This window comes from Alteromonas sp. MmMcT2-5 (assembly GCF_022348315.1).
Lineage (GTDB): Bacteria > Pseudomonadota > Gammaproteobacteria > Enterobacterales > Alteromonadaceae > Alteromonas > Alteromonas macleodii.
Map to the genome: position 1 here is coordinate 228,156 of NZ_JAKRFB010000002.1, position 22,226 is coordinate 250,381.

At 44.8% G+C, this 22,226-nt stretch carries 23 protein-coding genes; 8 read left to right on the forward strand and 15 right to left on the reverse strand.

What is annotated here, in order from left to right; translation table 11 throughout:
• Nucleotides 1-353: 353 nt before the first annotated feature.
• Nucleotides 354-1,232 (reverse strand): 50S ribosomal protein L11 methyltransferase, encoded by an 879-nt coding sequence (prmA, locus tag MHN09_RS03025; RefSeq protein ID WP_239239071.1) that lies wholly within the window; start codon nt 1,230-1,232, stop codon nt 354-356.
• A 291-nt stretch (nt 1,233-1,523) separates the two neighbouring features.
• Between prmA and MHN09_RS03030 the strand changes: the two genes are divergently transcribed.
• Both MHN09_RS03030 and MHN09_RS03035 read left to right on the forward strand, forming a co-directional pair.
• Nucleotides 1,524-2,285, forward strand: a complete 762-nt coding sequence (locus tag MHN09_RS03030; RefSeq protein ID WP_239239073.1) for a transporter substrate-binding domain-containing protein — start codon at nt 1,524-1,526, stop codon at nt 2,283-2,285.
• Nucleotides 2,286-2,414: 129 nt separating this feature from the next.
• The gene (locus MHN09_RS03035) at nt 2,415-4,034 is read left to right on the forward strand and encodes an amidase (protein WP_239239076.1); all 1,620 of its coding nucleotides are present in this window, start codon (nt 2,415-2,417) and stop codon (nt 4,032-4,034) included.
• Nucleotides 4,035-4,132: 98 nt separating this feature from the next.
• Here the strand turns inward: MHN09_RS03035 and MHN09_RS03040 are convergent, their stop codons facing one another.
• The 3 genes from MHN09_RS03040 to MHN09_RS03050 all read right to left on the reverse strand — a co-directional run bounded on the left by MHN09_RS03040 (nt 4,133) and on the right by MHN09_RS03050 (nt 5,462).
• Nucleotides 4,133-4,426: a high-potential iron-sulfur protein gene (locus MHN09_RS03040; RefSeq protein WP_014951285.1), complete on the reverse strand. Its 294-nt coding sequence runs from the start codon at nt 4,424-4,426 to the stop codon at nt 4,133-4,135.
• 222 nt (nt 4,427-4,648) lie between these two features.
• Nucleotides 4,649-5,278 (reverse strand): flavin reductase, encoded by a 630-nt coding sequence (locus MHN09_RS03045; RefSeq protein ID WP_239239079.1) that lies wholly within the window; start codon nt 5,276-5,278, stop codon nt 4,649-4,651.
• Nucleotides 5,271-5,462 (reverse strand): CPXCG motif-containing cysteine-rich protein, encoded by a 192-nt coding sequence (locus MHN09_RS03050; RefSeq protein WP_014980678.1) that lies wholly within the window; start codon nt 5,460-5,462, stop codon nt 5,271-5,273. Before MHN09_RS03050 ends, MHN09_RS03045 begins: the two co-directional genes overlap by 8 nt.
• A 186-nt stretch (nt 5,463-5,648) precedes the next feature.
• Between MHN09_RS03050 and MHN09_RS03055 the strand changes: the two genes are divergently transcribed.
• From MHN09_RS03055 to MHN09_RS03065, 3 genes are all read left to right on the forward strand, one after another.
• Complete coding sequence (locus MHN09_RS03055) at nt 5,649-5,936, forward strand: hypothetical protein (RefSeq protein WP_239239081.1); 288 nt, start codon at nt 5,649-5,651, stop codon at nt 5,934-5,936.
• Between the two features lie 117 nt (nt 5,937-6,053).
• Complete coding sequence (locus MHN09_RS03060) at nt 6,054-8,201, forward strand: exonuclease domain-containing protein (protein WP_239239084.1); 2,148 nt, start codon at nt 6,054-6,056, stop codon at nt 8,199-8,201.
• A gap of 92 nt (nt 8,202-8,293) precedes the next feature.
• Complete coding sequence (locus MHN09_RS03065) at nt 8,294-8,557, forward strand: TIGR03643 family protein (RefSeq protein WP_015000000.1); 264 nt, start codon at nt 8,294-8,296, stop codon at nt 8,555-8,557.
• A gap of 56 nt (nt 8,558-8,613) precedes the next feature.
• Here MHN09_RS03065 and MHN09_RS03070 read toward each other — a convergent pair whose 3' ends face one another.
• The 8 genes from MHN09_RS03070 to cutA all read right to left on the reverse strand — a co-directional run bounded on the left by MHN09_RS03070 (nt 8,614) and on the right by cutA (nt 16,412).
• Nucleotides 8,614-9,054, reverse strand: a complete 441-nt coding sequence (locus MHN09_RS03070) for a hypothetical protein (protein WP_239239087.1) — start codon at nt 9,052-9,054, stop codon at nt 8,614-8,616.
• A 252-nt stretch (nt 9,055-9,306) separates the two neighbouring features.
• Nucleotides 9,307-10,251, reverse strand: a complete 945-nt coding sequence (locus MHN09_RS03075) for a hypothetical protein (protein WP_239239089.1) — start codon at nt 10,249-10,251, stop codon at nt 9,307-9,309.
• Between the two features lie 390 nt (nt 10,252-10,641).
• Complete coding sequence (gene accC, locus MHN09_RS03080) at nt 10,642-11,985, reverse strand: acetyl-CoA carboxylase biotin carboxylase subunit (protein WP_014951277.1); 1,344 nt, start codon at nt 11,983-11,985, stop codon at nt 10,642-10,644.
• A gap of 14 nt (nt 11,986-11,999) precedes the next feature.
• The gene (gene accB / locus MHN09_RS03085) at nt 12,000-12,464 is read right to left on the reverse strand and encodes an acetyl-CoA carboxylase biotin carboxyl carrier protein (protein ID WP_039221534.1); all 465 of its coding nucleotides are present in this window, start codon (nt 12,462-12,464) and stop codon (nt 12,000-12,002) included.
• Nucleotides 12,465-12,478: 14 nt separating this feature from the next.
• Nucleotides 12,479-12,919 carry a type II 3-dehydroquinate dehydratase gene (gene aroQ / locus MHN09_RS03090; RefSeq protein ID WP_061096173.1) on the reverse strand — a complete coding sequence of 147 codons (441 nt, stop codon included), beginning with the start codon at nt 12,917-12,919 and terminating at the stop codon, nt 12,479-12,481.
• Nucleotides 12,920-13,222: 303 nt separating this feature from the next.
• Nucleotides 13,223-14,032: a M23 family metallopeptidase gene (locus tag MHN09_RS03095; protein ID WP_239239161.1), complete on the reverse strand. Its 810-nt coding sequence runs from the start codon at nt 14,030-14,032 to the stop codon at nt 13,223-13,225.
• A gap of 115 nt (nt 14,033-14,147) precedes the next feature.
• Nucleotides 14,148-16,034 carry a protein-disulfide reductase DsbD gene (locus MHN09_RS03100; RefSeq protein ID WP_239239092.1) on the reverse strand — a complete coding sequence of 629 codons (1,887 nt, stop codon included), beginning with the start codon at nt 16,032-16,034 and terminating at the stop codon, nt 14,148-14,150.
• Between the two features lie 63 nt (nt 16,035-16,097).
• Nucleotides 16,098-16,412 carry a divalent-cation tolerance protein CutA gene (gene cutA, locus MHN09_RS03105; RefSeq protein WP_039228986.1) on the reverse strand — a complete coding sequence of 105 codons (315 nt, stop codon included), beginning with the start codon at nt 16,410-16,412 and terminating at the stop codon, nt 16,098-16,100.
• A 214-nt stretch (nt 16,413-16,626) separates the two neighbouring features.
• Here cutA and MHN09_RS03110 point away from each other — a divergent pair, with 214 nt between their 5' ends.
• The 3 genes from MHN09_RS03110 (at nt 16,627) to groL (ending at nt 19,397) form a co-directional block, all read left to right on the forward strand.
• Complete coding sequence (locus MHN09_RS03110) at nt 16,627-17,151, forward strand: FxsA family protein (RefSeq protein WP_061486801.1); 525 nt, start codon at nt 16,627-16,629, stop codon at nt 17,149-17,151.
• Nucleotides 17,152-17,428: 277 nt separating this feature from the next.
• Nucleotides 17,429-17,719 carry a co-chaperone GroES gene (locus MHN09_RS03115; protein WP_012520088.1) on the forward strand — a complete coding sequence of 97 codons (291 nt, stop codon included), beginning with the start codon at nt 17,429-17,431 and terminating at the stop codon, nt 17,717-17,719.
• 40 nt (nt 17,720-17,759) lie between these two features.
• The gene (gene groL, locus MHN09_RS03120) at nt 17,760-19,397 is read left to right on the forward strand and encodes a chaperonin GroEL (protein WP_014980670.1); all 1,638 of its coding nucleotides are present in this window, start codon (nt 17,760-17,762) and stop codon (nt 19,395-19,397) included.
• 425 nt (nt 19,398-19,822) lie between these two features.
• Here the strand turns inward: groL and MHN09_RS03125 are convergent, their stop codons facing one another.
• The 3 genes from MHN09_RS03125 to MHN09_RS03130 all read right to left on the reverse strand — a co-directional run bounded on the left by MHN09_RS03125 (nt 19,823) and on the right by MHN09_RS03130 (nt 21,765).
• Nucleotides 19,823-20,329, reverse strand: coding sequence for a hypothetical protein (locus MHN09_RS03125; RefSeq protein WP_239239095.1), 507 nt, complete (start codon nt 20,327-20,329; stop codon nt 19,823-19,825).
• Between the two features lie 407 nt (nt 20,330-20,736).
• Nucleotides 20,737-20,871, reverse strand: a complete 135-nt coding sequence (locus tag MHN09_RS21370; protein ID WP_275446399.1) for a hypothetical protein — start codon at nt 20,869-20,871, stop codon at nt 20,737-20,739.
• Nucleotides 20,872-20,955: 84 nt separating this feature from the next.
• Nucleotides 20,956-21,765, reverse strand: a complete 810-nt coding sequence (locus MHN09_RS03130) for a hypothetical protein (protein WP_239239097.1) — start codon at nt 21,763-21,765, stop codon at nt 20,956-20,958.
• Between the last annotated feature and the right edge of the window lie 461 nt (nt 21,766-22,226).

A 22,226-nucleotide genomic window follows, 5' to 3' on the forward strand; every position in this document is an offset into this window, starting at 1 on the left:
ACCATCTAAAACTGCACAGAAAATATACACCCGGCTAAAACGGGGCGCTAAGTGTACGTGTTTTCGCAAGGCTTGAAAAGGCTAAAAATCGCACAAAATTTCACTACGTGGTCTTGACAGTGAAAAAAATCTGTCACATTAGTAAGCTAACGTCGATTTTTAGTTTAAATATTGTACGAAAGTCTTACAGCCCCCGATTTGAAAGGGCTGTAATGTGAAAAAAATTAACAATTAGTTAGTCTACAACGTGCTTTGCCGTACAAATTTTCGTCGCAATTTTGAGGTGGTTTACCGAAAACACACTATTCTAACTGGGCGTAATTTTCACCGACTGGTCGGTTTATCGCTCAAACTTAGTGTTTTTTGCCCGACACTCTCGCCCATTCACCATCAATGGCACTGGGTTCAAGTGTAATATCTTGAGCGTACGCTTCTTCTATGCGCGTAACTTGCTCCGCCAAAATGCCAGAAAGGACTAACAAACCGCCTGATTTGCAGTAATTTGTAATAACGCTTTGAAGTTCTAGTAATGGACCTGACAAGATGTTCGCCATCACGACATCGGCTTCAAGCTCAGGCTGGTCTTCAGGAAGGTATACATCCAAACGGTCTTCAACGCCGTTGCGTCGTGCATTTTCTTTTGTTGCTTGTAGCGCTTGTGGGTCGATATCAATGCCGATGACGCGCTTAGCGCCCAACTTCAGCGCAGCTAACGCCAAAATTCCTGAACCACAGCCAAAATCGACGACGGTTTTATCCGTCATCTCTATGCCGTCAAGCCAGCGCAAGCAAAGCGCAGTGGTAGGGTGCGTGCCAGTACCAAAGGCAAGCCCAGGATCTAGCATTACGTTAACGGCGTTTGGATCGGGAACATCGCGCCAGCTTGGGCATATCCACAAGCGCTCGCCAAATTGCATGGGATGGAAGTTATCCATCCACTCTCGCTCCCAGTCTTTGTCTTCAAGTGGCTCAAGCTTATATTTAAAATCAGGGCCTAAGACTTTGGCTTTACCCAAGCGCTGAAGGATGCCTTTCATATCGGCATCAGCTTCAAATAAGCCGACGACTTGTGTATCGGGCCACAGTAACACCTCACCCGGCTTGGGCTCGTACATAGGGGTGTCTTTCGCATCCACATAGGTCACTGCTTGTGAGCCGTTGGCCGTCAGCATGTCGCCTATTGATTCTGCATGTTCAGAGGAGGTATTAATTCGAAGTTGTAGCCAAGCCATAGTTATCGTTCATTGAGACCTTTGCGCATTATTGTACCTTTGCTTGGCAGTAAACAAAATGCAGGCAAGCGAAAAGCTTTCAGTAAATGAGAATGCGATGCTTACAGAGGCATGATCAAATCTAACCACTTTGGCTCTCAACAGGCTCTCAAGTACCCAATAAAACTTGGCTGCTCAATTGATTACGTAAGCCTCGAGAAAAACTAACCTTTTGTCGACTGGTGAAATTCTAATATAAGTTTATATTATGAGAAGGGTATCGTTTAATTTATAGTTTGGTTCATCTGTTGTATGCGCGCACTTTTATCTGCTGTTTGTTTACTGTGTTTTATCATACCGCTTAGCGCGAAAGAGCTAGATGTGGTTGTGGGCTGGAACAAGCCTCCATACGTTATTTCACAAGAACACACAGGCTTTGAAGTTGACTTGGTGCGAGCAATTCTAGCTGAAATGGGATATGGATTGTCGCCTATTTATGTTCCTTTCGGGCGTACGGCAAGGTTATTAAAAGATGACGCCGTTGACATTGGACTTACCCTTAATCCTGCACACACGGTCGATCAAAGCATTTTATCTGAGCCATATATTATCTATCAGAACGTCGTGGTAACACGAGCAGATAGAGAACTGACGATAGACAGTATCGAGGATTTGAAAGGTAAAAGCGTCATTGCTTTTCAAACCGCTCAATCGGTATTAGGTGAGGACTTTGGGCGAACTATCGCATCGCAAACTACCTATATGGAAATGGCACGACAAGATCGTCAAGTGGACATGCTGATGCGCGGCAGTGTCGATGTTGCCATTCTCGATAGAAATATTTTCAACTACTTCAAATCTGCAAACAGTGCTTATGCCGAAGACGCAATCGTCTTTCATGAGCTTTTTCCTATATTGCCTTACAGTGCTGCAATCCCCGACCCAGCGCTAAGAGCCAAGTTTAACGCCACCCTTCGGCTATTTATTGAAGATGGGCGGTATCAGTTACTGCTTGATGAATATAAGCTCGATAACCTCCTTCATAAGCTTCCCGTAGCGGAAACGGCAAAATAATTCTTAGACAGTGAACTATTTCTGATTCAACGTATAAGAAACTAACATTACGTTACCTTCTATTGCCGTCAAAAGCTGCAAAATAAGAAGGAGTAACAGGCGCTAGGATCATACGTTAAGGAAAGGTTTATGTCGAAACAGGGTTTTTTGCTGGTCGTAGTCGTGCTATGCACTGCATGCGTTTCTCAAGCAAATCATACAGATAAGATTGAGCAATGGTTAGATAAGCCTGCTCACGTTCAGGCGCAAGCTATTGCGAGTGGCGACACGACATCTGATGAGCTCGTTAGCGGTTATCTTGCGCGAATCGAACGACTAGATGAAAAGGTAAATAGCGTCTTAGCGTTGAATCCTAATGCGCTGACCGAAGCGAAGGCCATCGATAAACGACTAGCGAATGGCGAGACGCTTGGCCCTCTGGCAGGTATTCCCGTGCTGCTAAAAGATGATATAGAAAGTAAAGAGATGCCCACCACAGCCGGCTCAATGGCGCTTATTACTAATGACACTGGTCGCGATGCGCCTATCGTAGAAAAACTGAAAGCGGCAGGGGCAATTATTTTGGGTAAAACCAATTTATCTGAATGGGCAAACTTTCGCTCTGAATCCTCTATCAGCGGCTGGAGTGCAGTTGGCGGGCTTACCCGAAACCCGCATATGCTATCAAGAAGTGCCTGTGGTTCCTCGTCGGGCTCGGGAGCGGCTATGTCGCTGCGCTTGGCGTCCCTCGCCGTGGGTACGGAAACCAATGGCTCTATTATATGTCCCGCGTCTATAAACGGTGTAGTAGGCTTTAAACCAACAGTGGGTTTACTTTCAAGAACTCACATAGTGCCTATATCTTTCAGTCAAGACACCGCGGGTCCAATGACATCTAACGTTCAAGATGCCTGGCTGATGACGTCAATTATGGCAGGCACAGATGCAAGCGATAACGCTACGCTAGATGCAGACTCTCATCGTCCAGCTATGCCCGCATCGTCCATGCTTGCTACCGATTTAAAAGGTAAGCGAATTGGTGTGGTTAGGTACCGCCAAGGCGATAATCCTCATGTACTCGCCGTATATGAAAAGGCGTTGAATCAGCTAAAAGCATCGGGCGCTACGTTGGTGGACATCAGTGACTTCTCTCAGCCAGATTCATTTTGGGCTGACTCTTATAATGTTCTGCTGAGCGAGTTCCATCATAGTATTAACGAATACTTGTCGGGGTCGCCGGCAGAGCTCCCTGCAAGGAACTTGTCTGAGCTTATCGATTTCAATAACAAAACAGAGCGCGAGTTAGCGCTATTCAATCAAGACATTTTCGAAAAATCGCTCGCGTCGGCAGCCATTGAAAGCGAAAAGTATCAAAATGCACTGCGCCTTATCCAAGACACAGCGGGCAAAAATGGTATTGATACGTTGTTAGCAAAGCACAATGTTGATGTACTAGTTGCGCCCTCAAACAGCCCTTCTTTTTTAATAGATGGCGTATATGGTGACCATTCGCCAGTCGGTTTTATCGGTATCGGGTATTTGGCCGCAATTGCAGGATATCCGCATCTCACAGTGCCCGCTGGACAGGTGAAAGATCTTCCTGTGGGAATTAGCTTTATTGGTGGAAAGTGGCAAGACGAAAGCGTGTTAAAAATAGGTAGAGTCTTTGAAGCAAAACACGGCTTCTTCATTAAGCCTGGCCTTCTGCCTACACGTTTTGACAACCCAGCGCTAAAAGGTATTGAAGACGGAATTGATGTAGTTCGCTAGCGGGAAATGAGGATACATAATCGTATTTCGCCTCAACAGAAACGAAAAAAGCCCTTGGTTTAACTTAAGGGCTTTTTAACGTCTTTTCTTTCGATTGGTTAGCCAGGCTTTTTCACCCAAGCGCTACACCAGCCATCAGCGTTAACAAGCTTATTAGGGAAAATGTTACAAGGGCGGTGTTGTTCGCCATCGGCGCCCTGCACGTACATGCAGTTTGCGCATTTTGCACCTTCAACAGTTGACGACGGTGTGTAGTTCAGTGCTTTTGCAGTAGGGTCATCAGCGCTCAATTGTTCTTGAGCCTGAGCACGTAACGCTACACCACCTAATGTAAGACCGATAACTGTCGAGCCAGAAAGCTTTAAAAAGTCACGGCGATTTACAGATTTCATAACATTCTCCTTAAGAGATAGAAACGATAATGATTCTTTTTTATTCAGTGCCTTAAACGCAAAAACCTGCCCAAAGAGGCAGGTTTTGTTTCATGTTTAAATACTATCTCTTTTTGAAAAAAGATCGAACGAAATGTCGCATTTTCGCTTGATCCAGATTAAATAAACTTCAGAGTTACAACCTTAAGTATTGAATGTAAGACCGCTGGACAGTTTATTAGTTCACTTCACGGTTAACTTTACATCGGGCTTTGCATACGCAAATTGCGCAATTCGTTGTGTGCTGTGGTAGCTGTCTAGGCCTGAGATACAAGCCGTTTGCGCTTGCTCTATATCAGCATAGCCGTCTGAATCTATTATTTGCTCAGGAACGTAGAGCTCTTGGATTTCGCCGATAACCATTTCGGTGTCATTAAGCAAAGTAAAATGCTGTGCTACTTTTAAGCCCATTTTAATTTCACTTTCTTTGACATACGGCGCACTGAAGGACTCACTGATCTGCGCGGTTAACCCAACGGCTTCAAATTCACTTTCATCTGGCGCATAGCGGGCTGATGTTTGGTGGGCTTTGTCGACCCAGTCAACAGACACGTGATTTAGCGTAAAAAAGCCCTGCTGTTTTATATTGCTTAACGTATCTCGCGTAACGGTATGTGGACGCATGATCATGCCAATGAGCGGCGGGTTAGCACCGACATGAACAATAGAGCTCACTATAGCCAAATTGTTTGTAACGCCGTTTGTTGTGCCCACCAAAGTCGCCGATTTAAAACCAGACAAACTATTAATTAGGTTTGCGCGGTAGCGCTGTGCAAGGGCGTCTATATCACCGCGGGTGAACTGCTTAGTCATTCTCTCTTTCTGCCTCTATCTGAATGTCATCACCGTGCTGATAAGCAGTAAGCTCAATGGGCTGACAACACACTTGGCAGTCGAGCACCTGTACTTGGCCAACATCGTTAATTTCATCTATTTCAACATCATTTGGAGCCATACAGTAAGGACAGGAAAAGCCCATGGAACGAGTTAAACTCATATTTAAATGCCTTTGTAATCACTAATGCTATTTGTTACGTAATGCAAAGACGAGTGGATTTTCTTTTAGACACGCCCCTTGTCTCTGATTTTAAGAGAAAAGGGCAAGACTGCTATTTGACGCTTATGAGTAATCAGAAAACTGGGTGCACAAATAATAGATGTGATAGACGAAAAAGGTGATCTTGTGGCAAATAAAGTTGGTCAATGCCCGTGCTGTAATAGAGAAGCTCGCCTTACTTACCATCATCTTATCCCGCGAAAAATGCACAGGCGTACCTATTTTAAAAAGCACTTTAGCAAAGCGGAGTTTCAGGACGGCATTTACATTTGCAGACAATGTCACAGCGGTATACATCGATTTTATGATGAGATGACGTTGGCCAAACACTACTTCAATTTGCAGCGTTTATTGGCAGATGCGCAGCTTTCTTCGTTCTTTCATTGGGTGTCCAAACAGCGCGTGCGCGTGTAAAAGTACACGCTGTGCACTATTAGCAGCAGATGTGATACCCAATCGCGGAGGATTTAATTTGATTCGCGTGGCTGTATAAATATACACTATTGGTGTTTTCATAGCCAAAGATACCTCATGCGAAAAGATTTACCGCCACGTTATTATCTTACACACTTTCACGAGTTCCTCGGGTTCTTTGAAGGTGCTAGCAGGGCGCTTCTAAGTGACGAAGCCACTGACTTTGTTAGGCGTTTTAAAGCGTTAGACGATGACAAACAGTGTATTGTTGTGCGCGCTGCAAATCGCAAGTATGCAGTGATTGACAGGACGCAGTTCAATTATAGCGAAATCGCTGTGCCACAAGAGCAAATAGATTGGCTTACCGACAACGGCTGGTTTGGTGACCTTACCCACGCTTCGCTTAATGACATCGCTGGTGTCTTGACCAAAGATGCTCTGCTTGAGCTACTTGCTGAATACGGCAGTATTCAGGGGCTCGCATCTCTCACCAAGCCTAAACTCGTGACGTTGCTTAATGAACATATCGAAGGTAGAGGCTGGCCAGAGCGCTTTTCGCTAGATAACTACTTAGTGTGCTTGTTTGACAATGCACTTCGCTATTTGCTGTTTATCTATTTTGGTAACACCAAAAGCCGTCTAAATCAGTTTTCTATGCGCGATTTAGGCGTAATGAGAACCCGTTCTGATTCCGTAACGGATACGGCGCGTTTTGAAACTAAAAGCGACGCCCAAGCGTCATGGTTTTACGCCAACCATTACAGCCAGTTAGCTTTTTATAACGATGATATGTTGCTTGCCATTGCCGAAGGTGAACTGCCCATTACAGAAGGTGTGTCGGCCTGTTTTTATCGCGACCAGTTTCTGTATGCATTAGGTCTAAAAGTGCTGATGTTTGATAGAGCGAAAGGGCTAGAAGTATTGAAAGCGGCGCAAAGCGATAAGGCAAAAGAAAAGTGGTTAAGAGAGAGCTACAAGGACGGAAATGAAAATAGTGTTAAACAGACCCTTGAAGAGATAATTGATAATCCGCAATCGGATACGCTGTTAGCATTTGCAGAAGATTTCTATGCCCGTAAATACCACAAAAAACGCACCAGCGCGGTTACCGACATGCTTCGCAATGCTAGCCGTACACTGGATATTGACGTAAGCCAAAATCAACAGGTTGAGCGTGGTGTGCTGGCGCATTATGCAAGGCACGGCATTGAAGGTTGGCGCACGGAAAACCGATTATGGCGCAGTTTGTTCGGCCTTACCTTTTGGAGGCAACTTTACGAAGAAGACACGCTGGTTACGGAGTTTGATCGCAGACCGTTATCGCTTAAACAGAATAACTTTTACGCTAAGTTTGAATACAGTATTGAAGCGTTGTTACAGGCGCTTGATAGCAAAGAAAAACTGCGTTTTCACATTCACAAAATGGCCACGATGCACTATGGCAAAGTGAATAGCCTGTTTATGTGGTCTAGTCATTTGCTTACGCCTATAGAAGCGCTAATTGAGCATGGTTCGCTAGATTCTATTTATGCTCTACTTCGCATGATGTGCAAAGACTTTGAGAGCCTCCGAGATGGCTTCCCCGATATCATGGTATTTGACGGCGCACTTCGCTTTGAAGAAATCAAAGCGCCTGGCGATCAGCTTCGCCGAAATCAGCTGGTTTCAATTCAACGACTGCAGCAAGCTGGATTTGATGTTGCCGTGACAACGGTGAAATGGGTACGTGACCCGGCGCAGCCCTATGTTGTGGTAGATATAGAAACCACTGGTGGCAACAATAGCTACAACCGAATTACCGAAATAGGCATGGTAAAACTTGTTGGCGGTAAAGAGGTAGACAGGTTTCAAACCCTATTAAACCCGCAGCGCCGTATTCCAAGCAATATTACCCGTCTTACCGGAATTTCGGATGACATGGTGGCAAATGCCCCCATTTTTGCCGAAGTCGCGGAACACGTGGCCAGCTTCACCGAAGATGCTGTGTTTGTCGCGCATAACGTGAATTTCGACTATGGGTTCATTAAGCAAGAGTTCGCAAGATTAGAGCAAACTTTTAGGCGACCGAAAATGTGCACCGTGCGCGAAATGCGCCGCACTTATCCGGGGCTACCATCCTACTCCTTGGCAAACCTGACCCGGCACTTTCACATCGATATGGAGCAGCATCACCGTGCGCTGAGCGATGCCAAAGCCGCTGCCGAGTTGTTAAAGCTAGCGTTTGAAAAAGACGATGAGCTGGTGGGTATTTCGTCAAATACGTAATTGTCCTCGTGTTATTTTAGACTGGTGTACTGAACAAAATGCGCGTTAGCTTAGTATCTAAAGGGTTAAAAATGCATATTGAGAAGTAAGAGATGGCATTAACTGAAGAACAAGAATCACGAATAATTGAAATGGCGTGGGAAGACCGCACGCCGTTTGAAGCCATTGAGCGTTTATACGGGCTGCCAGAAAAAGACGTAATAAAGCTTATGCGCAAAAACCTCAAACAGAAAACTTTCAAAAACTGGCGAGAGCGTGTATCGGGCAGAAAAACAAAGCACGCTAGCTTGCGACCTGAAGGTGTAGACAGAGGGTATTGTCCTTCACAGTATAAATACAAAAGTGCCAATAAGTAGTGTACCCAATCAGCGCGTGGGGTCTGTAGAGCCCCTTTAGCGAAGGCTGCACTACATTACTTCTTAGGATGCGTCATTGTTGTTATCGGTAAGAGGAATGCGGTTAGCTGCTGACGTAACGGCGTAGGGAATATGATGGTATTACTAGATTGGGTAATGCTTTTTGCGTGATGGACTTGGCGCAGTAAATTCTGATAGGTTTCATCACTTTGCTGAACGGCTTCCACTTTTTTCATCATAAATTCAATGAATTCTGCTGGTGAAAGGTCATTATGCTGCCTTATTTCAAAGGCCAGCGCCTTGATCACGTACGCTTCCCATTCTTTCCTGTAACTGTCTTTCAGGCGTTCAGGGTAGAGCGTTAAGTCAGATATATCTTGCGCTAAGTCTACTATATCTAGGGGATCATCAAAGAGGACACGAAACGCTAGAAGCGCTTCATCTGAGAGTCGAGAAATGGGAAGTTTTTCTTTGAACTGAGCGTAGCGGCTTGGCACAAAAACACCTTTTCTTAACGGGTAAAACCTTGAAATAAAATGAAGATAATTCCTATCAACACCGCCAAATTGTAATAAAACCTAAATATCGTTGAAAGTTGTTAAGATTAAAAATACGTAATCTGCGATAACTGAACTCTGTTTGTCGATAAACCGTAACTCACTATGCACTGTTAAAGTGTGTACGCGTTCTTGCTGTTTGGCCCATCGTTTGATGGGCCTTTTTTATGTGGTGTAGGCGCTTTGTTTCATTCAACTATCGAAGGAGAGTTTTACTCCTGCCAGTAATCGACTGACACTATCTACCACATCAGCTCTTATAAACCACTCAACATCATGCTTCTCCGATAGCACGCCACTAAATTCCAGAGAGCCGCCGTGACCAGTTCCTAGGAAGTCTTCAATTAATTCAGCGCGCTCACCAAAACTACTGTCTATATAGGAATAGTAAGCAAAATATTCGATAGGATATGATGTGTTAAAAGCGCTTGCAGCGAATTCGCCGCTGGTGCCCACTACAACTTTCGCTGCACTTTCATCAGTACGCTGCACTAATTCAATGAACGCGGTATCTTGTTCATTAATACGTAATCGATATTCTGCCCGGGCAAACGTACCGTTCAGCATTCTTTCAAAACTGGCTTCATAGCTATGTCGTTGTCCCATCTTGGCCGAATATTCAATTTCGAAATACTCATCCTCTCCGCCAATATTAAAGGCTTCAGATGCTTCAGCATTTGCAAGTTGACCAACGACTATTTCAATGGCGGTGTCGTTTTGCAATTGCCTCACATGACGTACCCCCGTTATCCAACCATCTTTCGACAAGCCGGTGGAAGAAACACGCCCTTTGTAAGTTGGAATAACGCCTAACTCAGTTTTCCCCGAATCGGTTTCATGCCTTAAGTACAGTCGTCTTGCATAAAGATAATCGGTTGTGTCGCTACCAAACGTATTGTGGCTAGATGAAAAGTCATCGCCAGTAACAATAAAACTGTTTACCGACCATGTAGAAGTGAGGGCGAGCGATGGATAGTAACGCAATCGATATTGTTCACGGCTAGGGCGATTGGAGCGATTATCGTAACGCACTTGGATATCGAGTTTCTGTGAGAACGAAGGCGTGATGTCTTCAGCACAAGCCTCGGAGAGCGAGCCGCATAAGAATACACAAATAAAAATAGAGATTACCCTCACGCAATTTCCCTTCTCATTTCCAGTTAATCAGTTTATACATCAATCATAACTTTTTCGGACAGATAAATTTCGCTATGTAGATAAAAAGCGAAAAAAAAGCCGGCAGGGATGCCGGCAATAAGTGGAGTGGGACTCCAATGAGGGTAAAACACACAAAAGCATTAAAACTCAGGGAGATGTCTTAAAACTTGTATGCAGTATAGAACCAGTTTTTAAATAGGAAAATCGTTAAAAATTGATTGTAGTAATCGGAAAATTAGAATGTGCTGAATAGCGAATAGCGAATAGCGAATAGCGAATAGCGAATAGCGAATAGCGAATAGCGAATAGCGAATAGCGAAGAAAGAAAATTGGGCTACACAAAAAACAGCGTGTAGCCCAAAGGGGGGATTAGGCTAAACCTAGCTTCTTCTCTAGGTAGTGGATGTTGGTTCCACCCGCGAAGAAGTTTTCATCGGCCATAATGGCGCGCTGAAGAGGGATATTCGTTTTAATTCCTTCAACCACAATCTCTTCAAGGGCGTGGCGCATACGAGCAATCGCTTCGTCGCGGCTTTCACCATAAGTGATAAGCTTACCAATCATTGAGTCGTAGTAAGGAGGCACGTGGTAGCCCGCGTAAATATGCGACTCCCAACGAATACCTAAACCACCTGGCGCATGGAACATATCAATAGGACCAGGGCTAGGAATGAAGGTTTGTGGATCTTCTGCGTTAATTCGACATTCAATAGCGTGGCCACGAATTTGAATTTGCGACTGATCAATTGATAGTGGCTGACCGGCTGCAATGCGAAGCTGCTCTTTAATAAGGTCAACGCCTGTGATCATTTCAGATACTGGGTGCTCTACCTGAATACGGGTATTCATTTCAATGAAATAGAATTCGCCGTTTTCATATAGGAACTCGAATGTACCTGCTCCGCGGTAGCCAATTTCAATACAGGCTCTGCGGCAGCGATCGCCAATCTTGGTGCGCATTTGCTCAGAAATACCCGGTGCAGGCGCTTCTTCAACCACTTTTTGGTGGCGACGTTGCATTGAACAGTCACGCTCACCTAAGTGAATGGCGTTACCTTGGCCATCGGCTAATACCTGAATTTCAACGTGACGTGGGTTCTCAAGGAATTTTTCCATGTAAACCGTTGAGTTACCAAATGCAGCGCCAGCTTCTGCTTGCGTTGTTTCAATGGCTTTAATCAACTCAGCTTCGCTGCGCACCACGCGCATACCACGACCACCGCCGCCGCCCGCAGCTTTAACGATGATTGGGTAACCAATGCGCTTAGCAATGGCTTTGTTGCGCTCTACGTCATCAGTTAGCGGGCCGTCGGAACCGGGTACACACGGTACGCCTGCTTTTTTCATGGCGTTGATAGCAGAAACTTTGTCACCCATAAGGTTGATAGTTTCAGCTTTAGGGCCAATGAAAATAAAGCCGCTTTTTTCTACCGCTTCAGCAAAGTCTGCGTTTTCCGCTAGGAAACCGTAACCTGGGTGAATAGCAATAGAGTTAGTGACTTCTGCAGCAGCAATAATGCGAGGAATGTTCAGATAGCTTTCGGTTGCCGATGCTTTACCAATACAAATCGATTCGTCAGCCAGCAACACGTGCTTCAAGTTTTTATCCGCAGTAGAGTGTACCGCTACGGTTTTGATGCCTAGTTCTTTACAGGCTCTCAAAATACGCAGGGCAATCTCACCACGGTTAGCAATAAGTACTTTATCTAGCATAGTTAAGCACTCGCTTATTCAATGATGAACATTGGCTGGTCGAACTCTACAGGATCTTGGTTTTCAACCAAGATTGCCTTAACCACGCCTGCTTTATCTGCTTCAATTTGGTTCATCATCTTCATCGCTTCAACGATACAAAGCGTGTCGCCAACTTTTACTTGCTGACCCACTTCTGCAAACGGTTTTGCCGTTGGTGAAGATGCACGGTAGAACGTACCTACCATTGGAGACTTAACAACGTGACCCTCTGGCTGTGCTGGCTCAGCTGGCGCTTCAGACGCAGTGGTAGCTGCCGCTGCTGGAGCTGGTGCCATTTGCGGTGCCGCTGGTGCTGCAAAGCTGTAGTTCATTGGCGCTTGAACACCCGTTGGGCCACGGTGGATGCGTACAGACTCTTCGCCTTCAGTGATTTCTAGCTCGGCAATGCCAGATTCTTCCACTAGTTCGATGAGTTTTTTAATCTTTCTAATATCCATGTTCTGTCTCTGTTTTATTTTTGCGATTTCGGTAAATTGATTGCTGCAGTAAGCGCGAGCGAGTAGCCCATGGCACCAAGGCCAACAATGACGCCAGCTGCAACATCAGAAAAATAGGAATGGTGACGAAACGGTTCACGGGCATGAACGTTCGACAAATGCACCTCAATAAACGGGATATTGACACTTAATAATGCATCGCGAAGGGCGACGCTGGTGTGCGTGAAGGCAGCAGGATTAATAATAATGGCATCAACAGTACCCATAGCAGCGTGCACGCGATCGATCAGTTCAAACTCCGCGTTTGACTGAAAATGCGTTAAGGTCACGTTGCTTGACGCAGCCTGCGCCTGCAAATCATCTACGATGTCTTGCAAGGTTTGTGTGCCGTATTTGTCGGGTTCTCTTTGGCCTAACATATTCAGGTTAGGGCCGTTCAATAACAAAATATTCATCTAGTTTGCTGCTATCTTCGGGAAAAAGTCACGGTTATTGCCATTTCAACAAACTTTTGTGACAGTTGCACGAAAAAAAGCCAATTAATTTGCTCGTTTATTGTGTTAAATGCTGATTATAGTGATAGATAAAGATTTCGCAGCAAAATACTGGTCTAATCAGGTGTTTTCGGCGCAAAGTTTATTGGGAAGTTTGCTTGTTGGCTGCCTGTGAAACCGCAGCATGCTGCACTCTCAGAAGGCGTTAGTGGGGGATGAGATGGCAGTTTTAACGAAAAATATCAGTATGTATTGCTATAAATGCTAAGGCGAGGCCTTAGTTAGGGCGCTGTCGAGGGAAAACGGCACACTTACGTACTTACCATGGAATTTGGCTACATATATGCCAAAGTGAAGGTGGGGTAAGGAAGAAAACCCCGTATTGCCGATATAACCGATAAGCTGCCCGCGTTTCACGACTTGCCCTCTTGTCACAGCAACACCTTTATATTTCAGGTGGTAGTATTCGCCGGTGGTTCCGTCGCTATGAAGAATAACAACGTAGTTAGCGTATTTTGCAAACTTCGGCGTTGGCCCGCCTTTCGTGCCGTCATCTTTCGTATCGATCACTACGCCTTCCCGGGCGGCTAAAATAGGTGTACCTACAGGCGCGGCAAAATCGAGAGCATACCTTGACGCACCAGAATGACTAAAATTGCCGTTAAAGCCTTGCACAATACGGTATTTGCTAGCTGGTTGTAGCGGTGGCAGATACGTATAGGCGTTGTCGTGTATCGCGTCTACGCGCCCCACCGTCCATTTAACGCGCATAGAATCCCAGAATGCGTCGGCATTTTTTACTACGCCAAGGGGCACTTGGTCATTGGTATCTAAAAATGCATTAACGTGGGCTTTTGATTTAAGCTCCCCATTGTCTGTTGGAATGTCTTGCATCACATTGGAATACAGAGTTAGCGCTACGGGCAATTCTACTTTTCTCTGTACTGAGACTAAATAAAGAGAAGAAGACGAAGGCGTAAGCTCAAAACAAAAGCGTTTGTTATCAAAGCACCCCGTGGTTTTCGCTGTTACTGATAGGGAAAAAGTGAGCGAAATAAATAAGAAGGCCAGCATTGAAGCCAACCTTCTTTTCTGAACCCCGTTTCTACCCAAGATAAAGAGAGCAGCGCTTCGCACCGCTCGCCATACTCGCCATATGAGAAGAGGAAAGTCCTGGAATCGACGCGCCTTAGTCCAAGCGACCACTTTGACCGTCATTAGTGTTAGACCCATTGTTAAGCCACTCGTTTACGTGACCGGCAAAGGCGTCTGCTTTCATAAACCCGGTGACACGAGCTTTGGTTAGCTCGTCGCCGTTTTTGTCAAAGAACAAAATGGTAGGCAGGCCTAGCACAGTAAAGGTGTCAAAAATCTCCTGACGTTCTGGTGTGTTATCGGTAAGGTCCATTTGCATCCATACCGTATTGCTAAGTGCAGATACCACTTTCTCGTCAGGGAACGTGTACTTCTCGAACTCCTTACAGGCTACGCACCAGTCGGCGTACAAATCGACCATCACGGTTTTACCTTTTGTGTTAGCCGCCGCTATTTTATTACGTAAGTCTGCCAAGTCTCGCGCAACAACAAAGTCTGGATGCCCTGCGTGGACACCATCAGAGTGCTCGCCCCAAAGCCCTGTGTTTAGCCCTGCTTGATAAGTAAGGCCAGCACTTCCCATAATGCCTATTGCCACCACAACAGCACGTACAAGCTTCATCAGTGAGTTTTTGCTGGCGCGATTGAGTACCCAGTAGTAACCGAATAAACCGAAGCCAAGCAATCCCCATAGGAAGCCAGTGGCTGGGCTATTATATAAACGCTCAATAAACACAATGGCCACGGCAAGCATCATAAAGCCGAAGGTGACTTTAACCACATTCATCCAGTTACCTGCTTTAGGTAGGAGTTTTCCTCCTGTCATGCCGAACAGAATAAGTGGAACGCCCATACCAATGCTTAACAAGTAAAGAGAAATAAAGCCCAGTGTCATATCGCCAGTTTGGGCGATGAATAACAATATGCCGGTTAGCGGGGCCGTCGTACAGGGCGAAGCGATAAGGCCAGACAATACACCCATAACAAATACACCTGCGAAACTGCCGGGCGTTTGATTGTTACTCATGTGAGTGAGCTTTTCTTGATACTTTGCCGGTAGCTGAATTTCAAAGCCACCAAACAGAGCAACGGCCAGCGCCACAAATAGCACAATGAATACGCCGAGTACTACAGGGTGTTGAAGCGCAGCTTGAAACTGCGCGCCGGCTACCGCAACCACTAATCCAAGCAGTGAGTATGTGATCGCCATACCTTGAACGTAAACAAAGGTTAGCCAGAATGAATGCGATGCGGTTTTAGGTTTGCCCTGACCAATCACAATGCCCGACACAATGGGATACATCGGGAATACGCAAGGTGTAAAGGCTAAGCCTACGCCTAGTGCAAAAAATAGAGCTAAAGTGAGCGCAAGGTTATCTTTATCGATTAGCCTTTGCGCTAAATCGAACTGCTCGCTTTGTGAAGAAGTTGCTGCGTTATTTGGTTCTGAGGCCGTATCTGTCTCAGCAACTGCACTGCTTCCCACTTCATTTAAATATACGACTTTCACTGTTGGCGGGTAGCAAAGCCCTGCGTCAGCACAGCCTTGATAGCGAATTTTTACTACGCCGTCACTGAGTGCTGACTCAATGGGTAAGGTAATAGATACGCCGTTATAAAACACTTCAGACTCGCCAAAAAACTCATCCTGAATCATTATCCCATTTGGGTACTCAGGCTCGCCAATTTCGGCTTGTTTCGCCACAAACTTAAACTGCTTTAGATACAGATAATAGCCTTCCGCAATATCGAAACTTACCGTAAGCGCGTCGCCTTTTTGGTTAAAATCGAACGCAAACGCTTGGTCTACATCTAAAAATTGGGGTTCATCCACGAACGGATCGTCAAAGGCATTGGGCACCTGAGCCGAGGCGAACGTGCTTAATAACGTCATTAAACAAAATGCTGAAAGTACATAAGCGCTAAAGCGACGAAACAGTGAAGCTGATGCAGTGCCTGATGGAAAAGGAGGTAAAGTCATAAAGTTACAGTTCATTTTTATCTATTTTGCGTTGTCGTTATTTTTATTAGAATTACGTTTTAACTAGCGCTGTAGCGTGGTTTGTAACCACTGACCGTAAGCGCTGCTAGCCTCAGCATTAAGTTCTAACCATTCAGGGACATCATACGGATGTAGTTCGCTTACTCTATCGAAGGCCTGTAAAACGTGTTGTGTGTTCGTTTTAATAAGCAGTTGGCATTCTACGTCGGTTTCCACCTTCCCCTGCCACTCATAAACGGACTCTATACCCTTGATTATGTTGACGCAGGCGGCAAGCTTTTCTTCAACGAGCGTGCTGGCAATTAACTGCGCTGTCTTTTCATCGGGCGTGGTGCACAATACAAGCTTAATTGTCATGAACTTTTCCTACTTTATTTCGCGCCTGTTACTTTGCTAATGGGTCGATATGTAATTGACCTGAAAAGTCGCACTATTCTTTCATAGCTACAGTATATCACGGTCGTTATCGGTCGCTTTAAGTGGCTATTTAAGCGAAAGGGTGGGCACCTTTTCTTGTTATTACGTACAAAGACCCTATAACAGGTTATGAATACATGAAAGAGGAAGCATTTTGCGGGTTTTATTTATACTGTTTGCCCTATTACCTATTTTAGAAATTGCGTTGCTTATTAATGTAGGCAGCGTGATTGGTGGCTGGAATACCGTTGGCTTGGTCATTCTTTCTGCCTTTATTGGTGCTTATTTTGTTAAGCGCGAAGGCGTGAGTACACTGCAAACTGCACAAGAAAAAATGCAGCGAAATGAAGTGCCAGGAAAAGAACTAGTTGAAGGCTTGATGCTGGTGGTTGCGGGTATTTTACTTGTGACGCCAGGCTTTATTACCGATATTTTCGGCTTCTTATTGGCAATGCCAGGCTCTCGTCACTTCTTTGCTGCTCAGGTCAGTAAGCACATGAAAATGCGTGTTGTCGCTCCGGGTATGGGGCCGGGAACTGCAGGCTTCGGACAGGGTCAGTCACCGTTTGGGCAAAGTCCTTTCGACCAGCGTTCACGCTCACATAATAGCGATGGTGATGTGTTTGAAGGTGAGTACACCGATCACACCACTAACGACCCAGATAAGCGCTTAAAATAGCGAGCCCCAACGCCCTCTCCATCAGGTTATGAGCGCCGTTTACCGCGATAAACGGCGTTTACTTGCCCAATAAAAAGAAGTATTTAGCGAAAAAACCAAATTTTTTACATTTTTTTGCTTAAAAACCCTTGAAGTTATCTGGGTACTACCCCATCTATCCGTGCAGAAACGATTTTAACTGCTCAGCAATGAGCAACCTTAAACACACGGCATTTAGATTGTCTGAATGTCGACAATTACATTCATTTGAATAGTGAAATTTTCAGGAGACTTGAAAATGGCAATTCGTCCTTTACACGACCGCGTAATCCTTAAGCGCGCAGAGCAAGAAAGCAAATCTGCAGGCGGTATCGTTCTGACTGGTTCTGCAGCAGAAAAATCTACACGCGGCGAAGTAATCGCAGTAGGTAACGGTCGCATTCTTGAGAACGGCGAAGTTAAAGCGCTAGACGTTAAAGTAGGCGACACCGTTATTTTCAACGACGGTTACGGCGTTAAAACAGAAAAGCTGGATGGTGAAGAAGTACTAATCCTAAGCGAAAGCGACATTCTAGCGATTGTTGAGTAATTACAACTAACGTTAAAACGAATTTTAGAGGAATTTAATCATGGCAGCTAAAGAAGTACGTTTTGGTGATGACGCTCGCAGCAAAATGCTGAAAGGCGTAAACACACTAGCTAACGCAGTTAAAGTAACACTAGGTCCAAAAGGCCGTAACGTTGTTCTAGACAAGTCTTTCGGTGCACCTACTATCACTAAAGATGGTGTGTCTGTAGCGAAAGAAATCGAGCTTGAAGATAAGTTCGAGAACATGGGCGCGCAGATGGTAAAAGAAGTAGCGTCTAAAGCGAACGACGAAGCGGGTGACGGTACAACTACTGCTACTGTACTTGCGCAAGCAATCGTAACTGAAGGTCTTAAGAGCGTTGCAGCGGGTATGAACCCAATGGATCTTAAGCGCGGTATCGACAAAGCGGTAGCGGCAGCAGTTGAAGAGCTTAAAGCTTTGTCTACTGACTGTGCAGACAGCAAGTCTATCGCTCAAGTAGGTACTATCTCTGCAAACTCTGATGCAGAAGTTGGCGACATCATTGCTCAGGCAATGGAAAAAGTAGGTAAAGAAGGTGTTATCACTGTAGAAGAAGGTCAGGCACTTCAAAACGAACTAGACGTTGTTGAAGGTATGCAGTTCGACCGCGGTTACCTATCTCCATACTTCATCAACAACCAAGAAAACGGTACTGTTGAACTAGACAACCCGTTCATCCTATTGGTTGACAAGAAGATTTCTAACATCCGCGAACTACTTCCTACCCTTGAAGGCGTAGCGAAAGCGGGTAAGCCGCTAATGATCATCGCTGAAGATGTTGAAGGCGAAGCGCTTGCTACACTAGTAGTTAACAACATGCGCGGTATTGTTAAAGTTGCAGCGGTTAAAGCACCAGGTTTCGGTGACCGTCGTAAAGCAATGCTACAAGACATCGCTATCCTAACTGGCGGTACAGTAATCTCTGAAGAGATTGGTCTAGACCTTGAAAAAGTTCAGCTTGAAGACCTAGGTACTGCTAAGCGCGTAGTTATCAACAAAGACAACACAACTGTTGTTGACGGTAACGGCGACCAAGAAGCGATTGAAGGCCGTTGTGCTCAAATCAAAGGCCAAATTGAAGACTCTACGTCAGACTACGACAAAGAGAAGCTTCAAGAGCGTCTAGCTAAGCTTTCTGGCGGTGTTGCAGTAATTAAAGTTGGTGCAGCAACTGAAGTTGAAATGAAAGAGAAGAAAGACCGCGTAGAAGATGCACTACACGCAACTCGCGCAGCGGTTGAAGAAGGTGTGGTACCTGGTGGTGGTGTAGCACTAGTTCGCGCAGCAGCTAAACTTGCTGACCTTACTGGCGACAACGACGACCAAACCGTAGGTATTAAGCTTGCACTACGTGCAATGGAAGCGCCTCTACGTCAAATCTCTATCAACTCAGGTGCAGAAGCATCAGTAGTAGTTAACGAAGTGAAGAACGGCGAAGGTAACTACGGTTACAACGCAGGTAACGACACTTACGGCGACATGCTAGAGATGGGTATTCTTGACCCAACTAAAGTAACGCGCTCTGCACTACAGTTCGCATCTTCAATTGCTTCACTAATGATCACAACTGAAGCAATGGTAGCTGAACTACCTAAAGAAGACGCACCAGCAATGCCTGATATGGGCGGTATGGGCGGAATGGGCGGCATGATGTAAGAATCGCCCTGCTTTCTAGGTCCTTATAAATCAAGGGCTTACAAGCTTTCTGAGACTAACTGTGGTACGTTTTGTATCACGGTTAGTTTCACACCATTTCCTTAATCTCCTTTTACAATATTCCATCAGCTCCTCATTAGCTACCCTTAAATTTTACTCTATAAAATAAGCTCTGTAAGCGTCCCTACGATCTCGTAATGGGTTGGGTATGCTTATGGTCTGCTCTCTCTCAAAGTCTTCTCACAGATCTTCTGTAGGGCACAGGGGGGAGGGGGCGAGGTAATGACCTTTAGTGACGATTGCGTCGTTCCGTGATTCTCTAAAAAAACGTGTTTTATTTTTGGTCATTTTTTGCCACCTTAATCTACACGCAGGAAGACGTAACTCTGCACAATTCATAGAGTGGCAATAACTGTATGACGCTCTTAAAATTCCATGAGAAGGCTCAATAAGTTTAAATCTTGATCTTCAACGTCAGGATGCCCAAAATTGCTCATTTCCAGTTTATTAGTTCTTTCATTACTGTAACCGTAATTAATAACAGCAAATTTTGACTTATTATTCCTCATCATTTGAGTTCCAAATTGATGATATTTTTGAAATAAAGTTTTTGTTAGGCTTGAATCTTGAGCTTTTACTTCAACATATAGGTCTAAAGAGGGAATGTAAAAGTCAGGGGTGTATTGATGCTCACCTACTCCATAGTGAAAAAAGCTGCCGTCAATGTTTCTCAAAACTCTTATAAAAGTAAAAGGTTCATATTTGTACTGTATCCCTCGTGAATCACAACTACGTGCGAACCGTCTTTCAGCATGAGATTTAAAGTCCTTTGAGCTTATAGATGATACTCTCGTGAATTCGCACAAATTGATAGTGCCTGCGGATAAGCCTTCGTTTATAAAGCTTATTAATCTGTTCTGATGTGAAAGCATTTCGACCTCTTTAATACATTTTCCGCTATCGACTCATTACAACGGGATTTGTTAATGCTCGCCTTCAGCCCCACAAGTAAATCCACACTGCTCATTTCGAAGGTCTGGGTCTTCCTTAGTTTCTACTGGCGTGGAGGGATCGAAACTAAGTCATGCATATCACTGAAGAACCAGTGACTTCTAAATGATAGCAAAACTCACATTTTAATGCATGTGTAAATAAACAGTCTTAAGCTTTAATAGAATGGTGTCACATTCTCACAATACTTATTTGACACTGTCATAAACTGAAATTTTAGAGTTGGAGATGTAATGCTTGTCTCCTGTAAAAATCTCTTACGTTGGTGGACGAATAGCGAACTGCAAATTTGCATTCTGTTAAGCGCTGCAAATCTGCATAGTGAACACTAATCAAGCATAATGCAGTTTTGCAGTTTGGCTCTGACAGACACCAGTAGTGCCCCTGCATTGTCTTCGTGTTTGGTAAAGATGAACGCTGCGACTTGCTTGAAGATTGTCTTGACGGTGTTCCTGTGGTGCATAGAGACACCCTATGGGGGGAGTTGCGGCTTCATCATTATTGAATTGGCCTCTCAGATTTGTGTGCTGAAAACGGTTACCTTAAATTAGTAATAAAATGTTTGCATCACTGTGCCTACAGGCGCATTTATACGGCATCTAGTTGCAGTCTCGATATTAAAAATAATAATTGAAGACTTCCCAGTCGCGTCAATATCACTATCAATATCTGTTCGAAGACCCACACGCTGAACAAACCCACTCCAATCCTGAGTTAAATCGCTTGGAGCATGAAGGTTGCTATTTTTTAGAACCGTTTCATCATTTGATAAACAGTTCAAAACGTCAGCCTTCAACTCAGCTAAATCATCAGGTACAGATTCAATCAGAAACAGCCCTTGTTTTCTTTGTTGTGAAAGTTTGGAGCTTTCGCCTGAAGCCATAATTAGAAACTCGATTTTGGGGATTAAAAGGTCAATGCTCTCGACTATATTGAGAAGCTGCGGAAGAGTATCACTGCCAAGCCCCGTTCCGCTCATAGTGATAAGACTTTGCACTTTTCCATGACGATATTTAGCATTGTGTAGAACTGATTGAGCAGCTTGAGGGTCTCTAGTAATTGATGCGCCAACAGCGGTGTAAAGCCAATTATATAGCGAGGCAACGTCCTCCAGCGCTTTACGTTTAACACCACTCCACTTCTTTTTTTCTCGGCTTGCAAGGTACGTAGCGAATACACCATAGGTTAGTAATGCGTCGAGTAATAAAGGTAGACCATACTTTATGGATAACCCAACTGTTGTTTCGGCAGACTTACTATCCGAAACCCAACCCACAACCCAAAATGAGCTTATCAGCAACCCTAGAAACACTCCCATGGTTAGCGCGATTACTTCTCCCTTTCTTTTACTTTTCATATCTATTCCTTGAATAATTTGAACCTATTAAAATTTTCAAGCAGTCAGCCTCGTGAATCCTCTCGACATACTGCCACAGTTCGTCTTTGTTCTTATACTTACCGTACAAGTTATACGTCAAGGGCAGATGCTTGTCCGCCGCCAGCTTCTTCACGATGTCTTCAGGACAACCCATTTGTTCTAGCGCTGTCGCAAAGTGACCTCTAAGCGAGTACAAGCCTGTCTTGTAGCCTTCAATCTTTGGTGTACTTCACTAACCTTTAAGTTTGTCGTTTGGTTTGAAGATCGACCAGCAGAGCCCGTGCGTCGTCTTCGTGTTTGGTCAAGATGAACGCTGCGGATGGCTTGAAGGTTGTCTTTGCGCTGCGAGTTTTGTGCGTAGAAGTACTCCATTAGAGGAGTTATGACTTCCTAGTTGGCGCATTAGCCTCACAGATTTTTGAGATTAAATGAATTGGTGT

Coding starts and splice junctions, on each gene's coding strand:
- MHN09_RS03040 (WP_014951285.1), bottom strand. CDS start 4,426: ATGAAATCTGTAAATCGCCGTGACTTTTTAAAGCTTTCTGGCTCGACA.
- MHN09_RS03045 (WP_239239079.1), bottom strand. CDS start 5,278: ATGACTAAGCAGTTCACCCGCGGTGATATAGACGCCCTTGCACAGCGC.
- cutA (WP_039228986.1), bottom strand. CDS start 16,412: ATGACAATTAAGCTTGTATTGTGCACCACGCCCGATGAAAAGACAGCG.
- MHN09_RS21370 (WP_275446399.1), bottom strand. CDS start 20,871: ATGCACCACAGGAACACCGTCAAGACAATCTTCAAGCAAGTCGCAGCG.
- groL (WP_014980670.1), top strand. CDS start 17,760: ATGGCAGCTAAAGAAGTACGTTTTGGTGATGACGCTCGCAGCAAAATG.
- MHN09_RS03130 (WP_239239097.1), bottom strand. CDS start 21,765: ATGAAAAGTAAAAGAAAGGGAGAAGTAATCGCGCTAACCATGGGAGTG.
- MHN09_RS03095 (WP_239239161.1), bottom strand. CDS start 14,032: ATGCTGGCCTTCTTATTTATTTCGCTCACTTTTTCCCTATCAGTAACA.
- MHN09_RS03125 (WP_239239095.1), bottom strand. CDS start 20,329: ATGCTTTCACATCAGAACAGATTAATAAGCTTTATAAACGAAGGCTTA.
- aroQ (WP_061096173.1), bottom strand. CDS start 12,919: ATGAATATTTTGTTATTGAACGGCCCTAACCTGAATATGTTAGGCCAA.
- prmA (WP_239239071.1), bottom strand. CDS start 1,232: ATGGCTTGGCTACAACTTCGAATTAATACCTCCTCTGAACATGCAGAA.
- MHN09_RS03115 (WP_012520088.1), top strand. CDS start 17,429: ATGGCAATTCGTCCTTTACACGACCGCGTAATCCTTAAGCGCGCAGAG.
- accB (WP_039221534.1), bottom strand. CDS start 12,464: ATGGATATTAGAAAGATTAAAAAACTCATCGAACTAGTGGAAGAATCT.
- MHN09_RS03050 (WP_014980678.1), bottom strand. CDS start 5,462: ATGAGTTTAACTCGTTCCATGGGCTTTTCCTGTCCTTACTGTATGGCT.
- MHN09_RS03030 (WP_239239073.1), top strand. CDS start 1,524: ATGCGCGCACTTTTATCTGCTGTTTGTTTACTGTGTTTTATCATACCG.
- MHN09_RS03035 (WP_239239076.1), top strand. CDS start 2,415: ATGTCGAAACAGGGTTTTTTGCTGGTCGTAGTCGTGCTATGCACTGCA.
- MHN09_RS03060 (WP_239239084.1), top strand. CDS start 6,054: ATGCGAAAAGATTTACCGCCACGTTATTATCTTACACACTTTCACGAG.
- MHN09_RS03065 (WP_015000000.1), top strand. CDS start 8,294: ATGGCATTAACTGAAGAACAAGAATCACGAATAATTGAAATGGCGTGG.
- accC (WP_014951277.1), bottom strand. CDS start 11,985: ATGCTAGATAAAGTACTTATTGCTAACCGTGGTGAGATTGCCCTGCGT.
- MHN09_RS03100 (WP_239239092.1), bottom strand. CDS start 16,034: ATGACTTTACCTCCTTTTCCATCAGGCACTGCATCAGCTTCACTGTTT.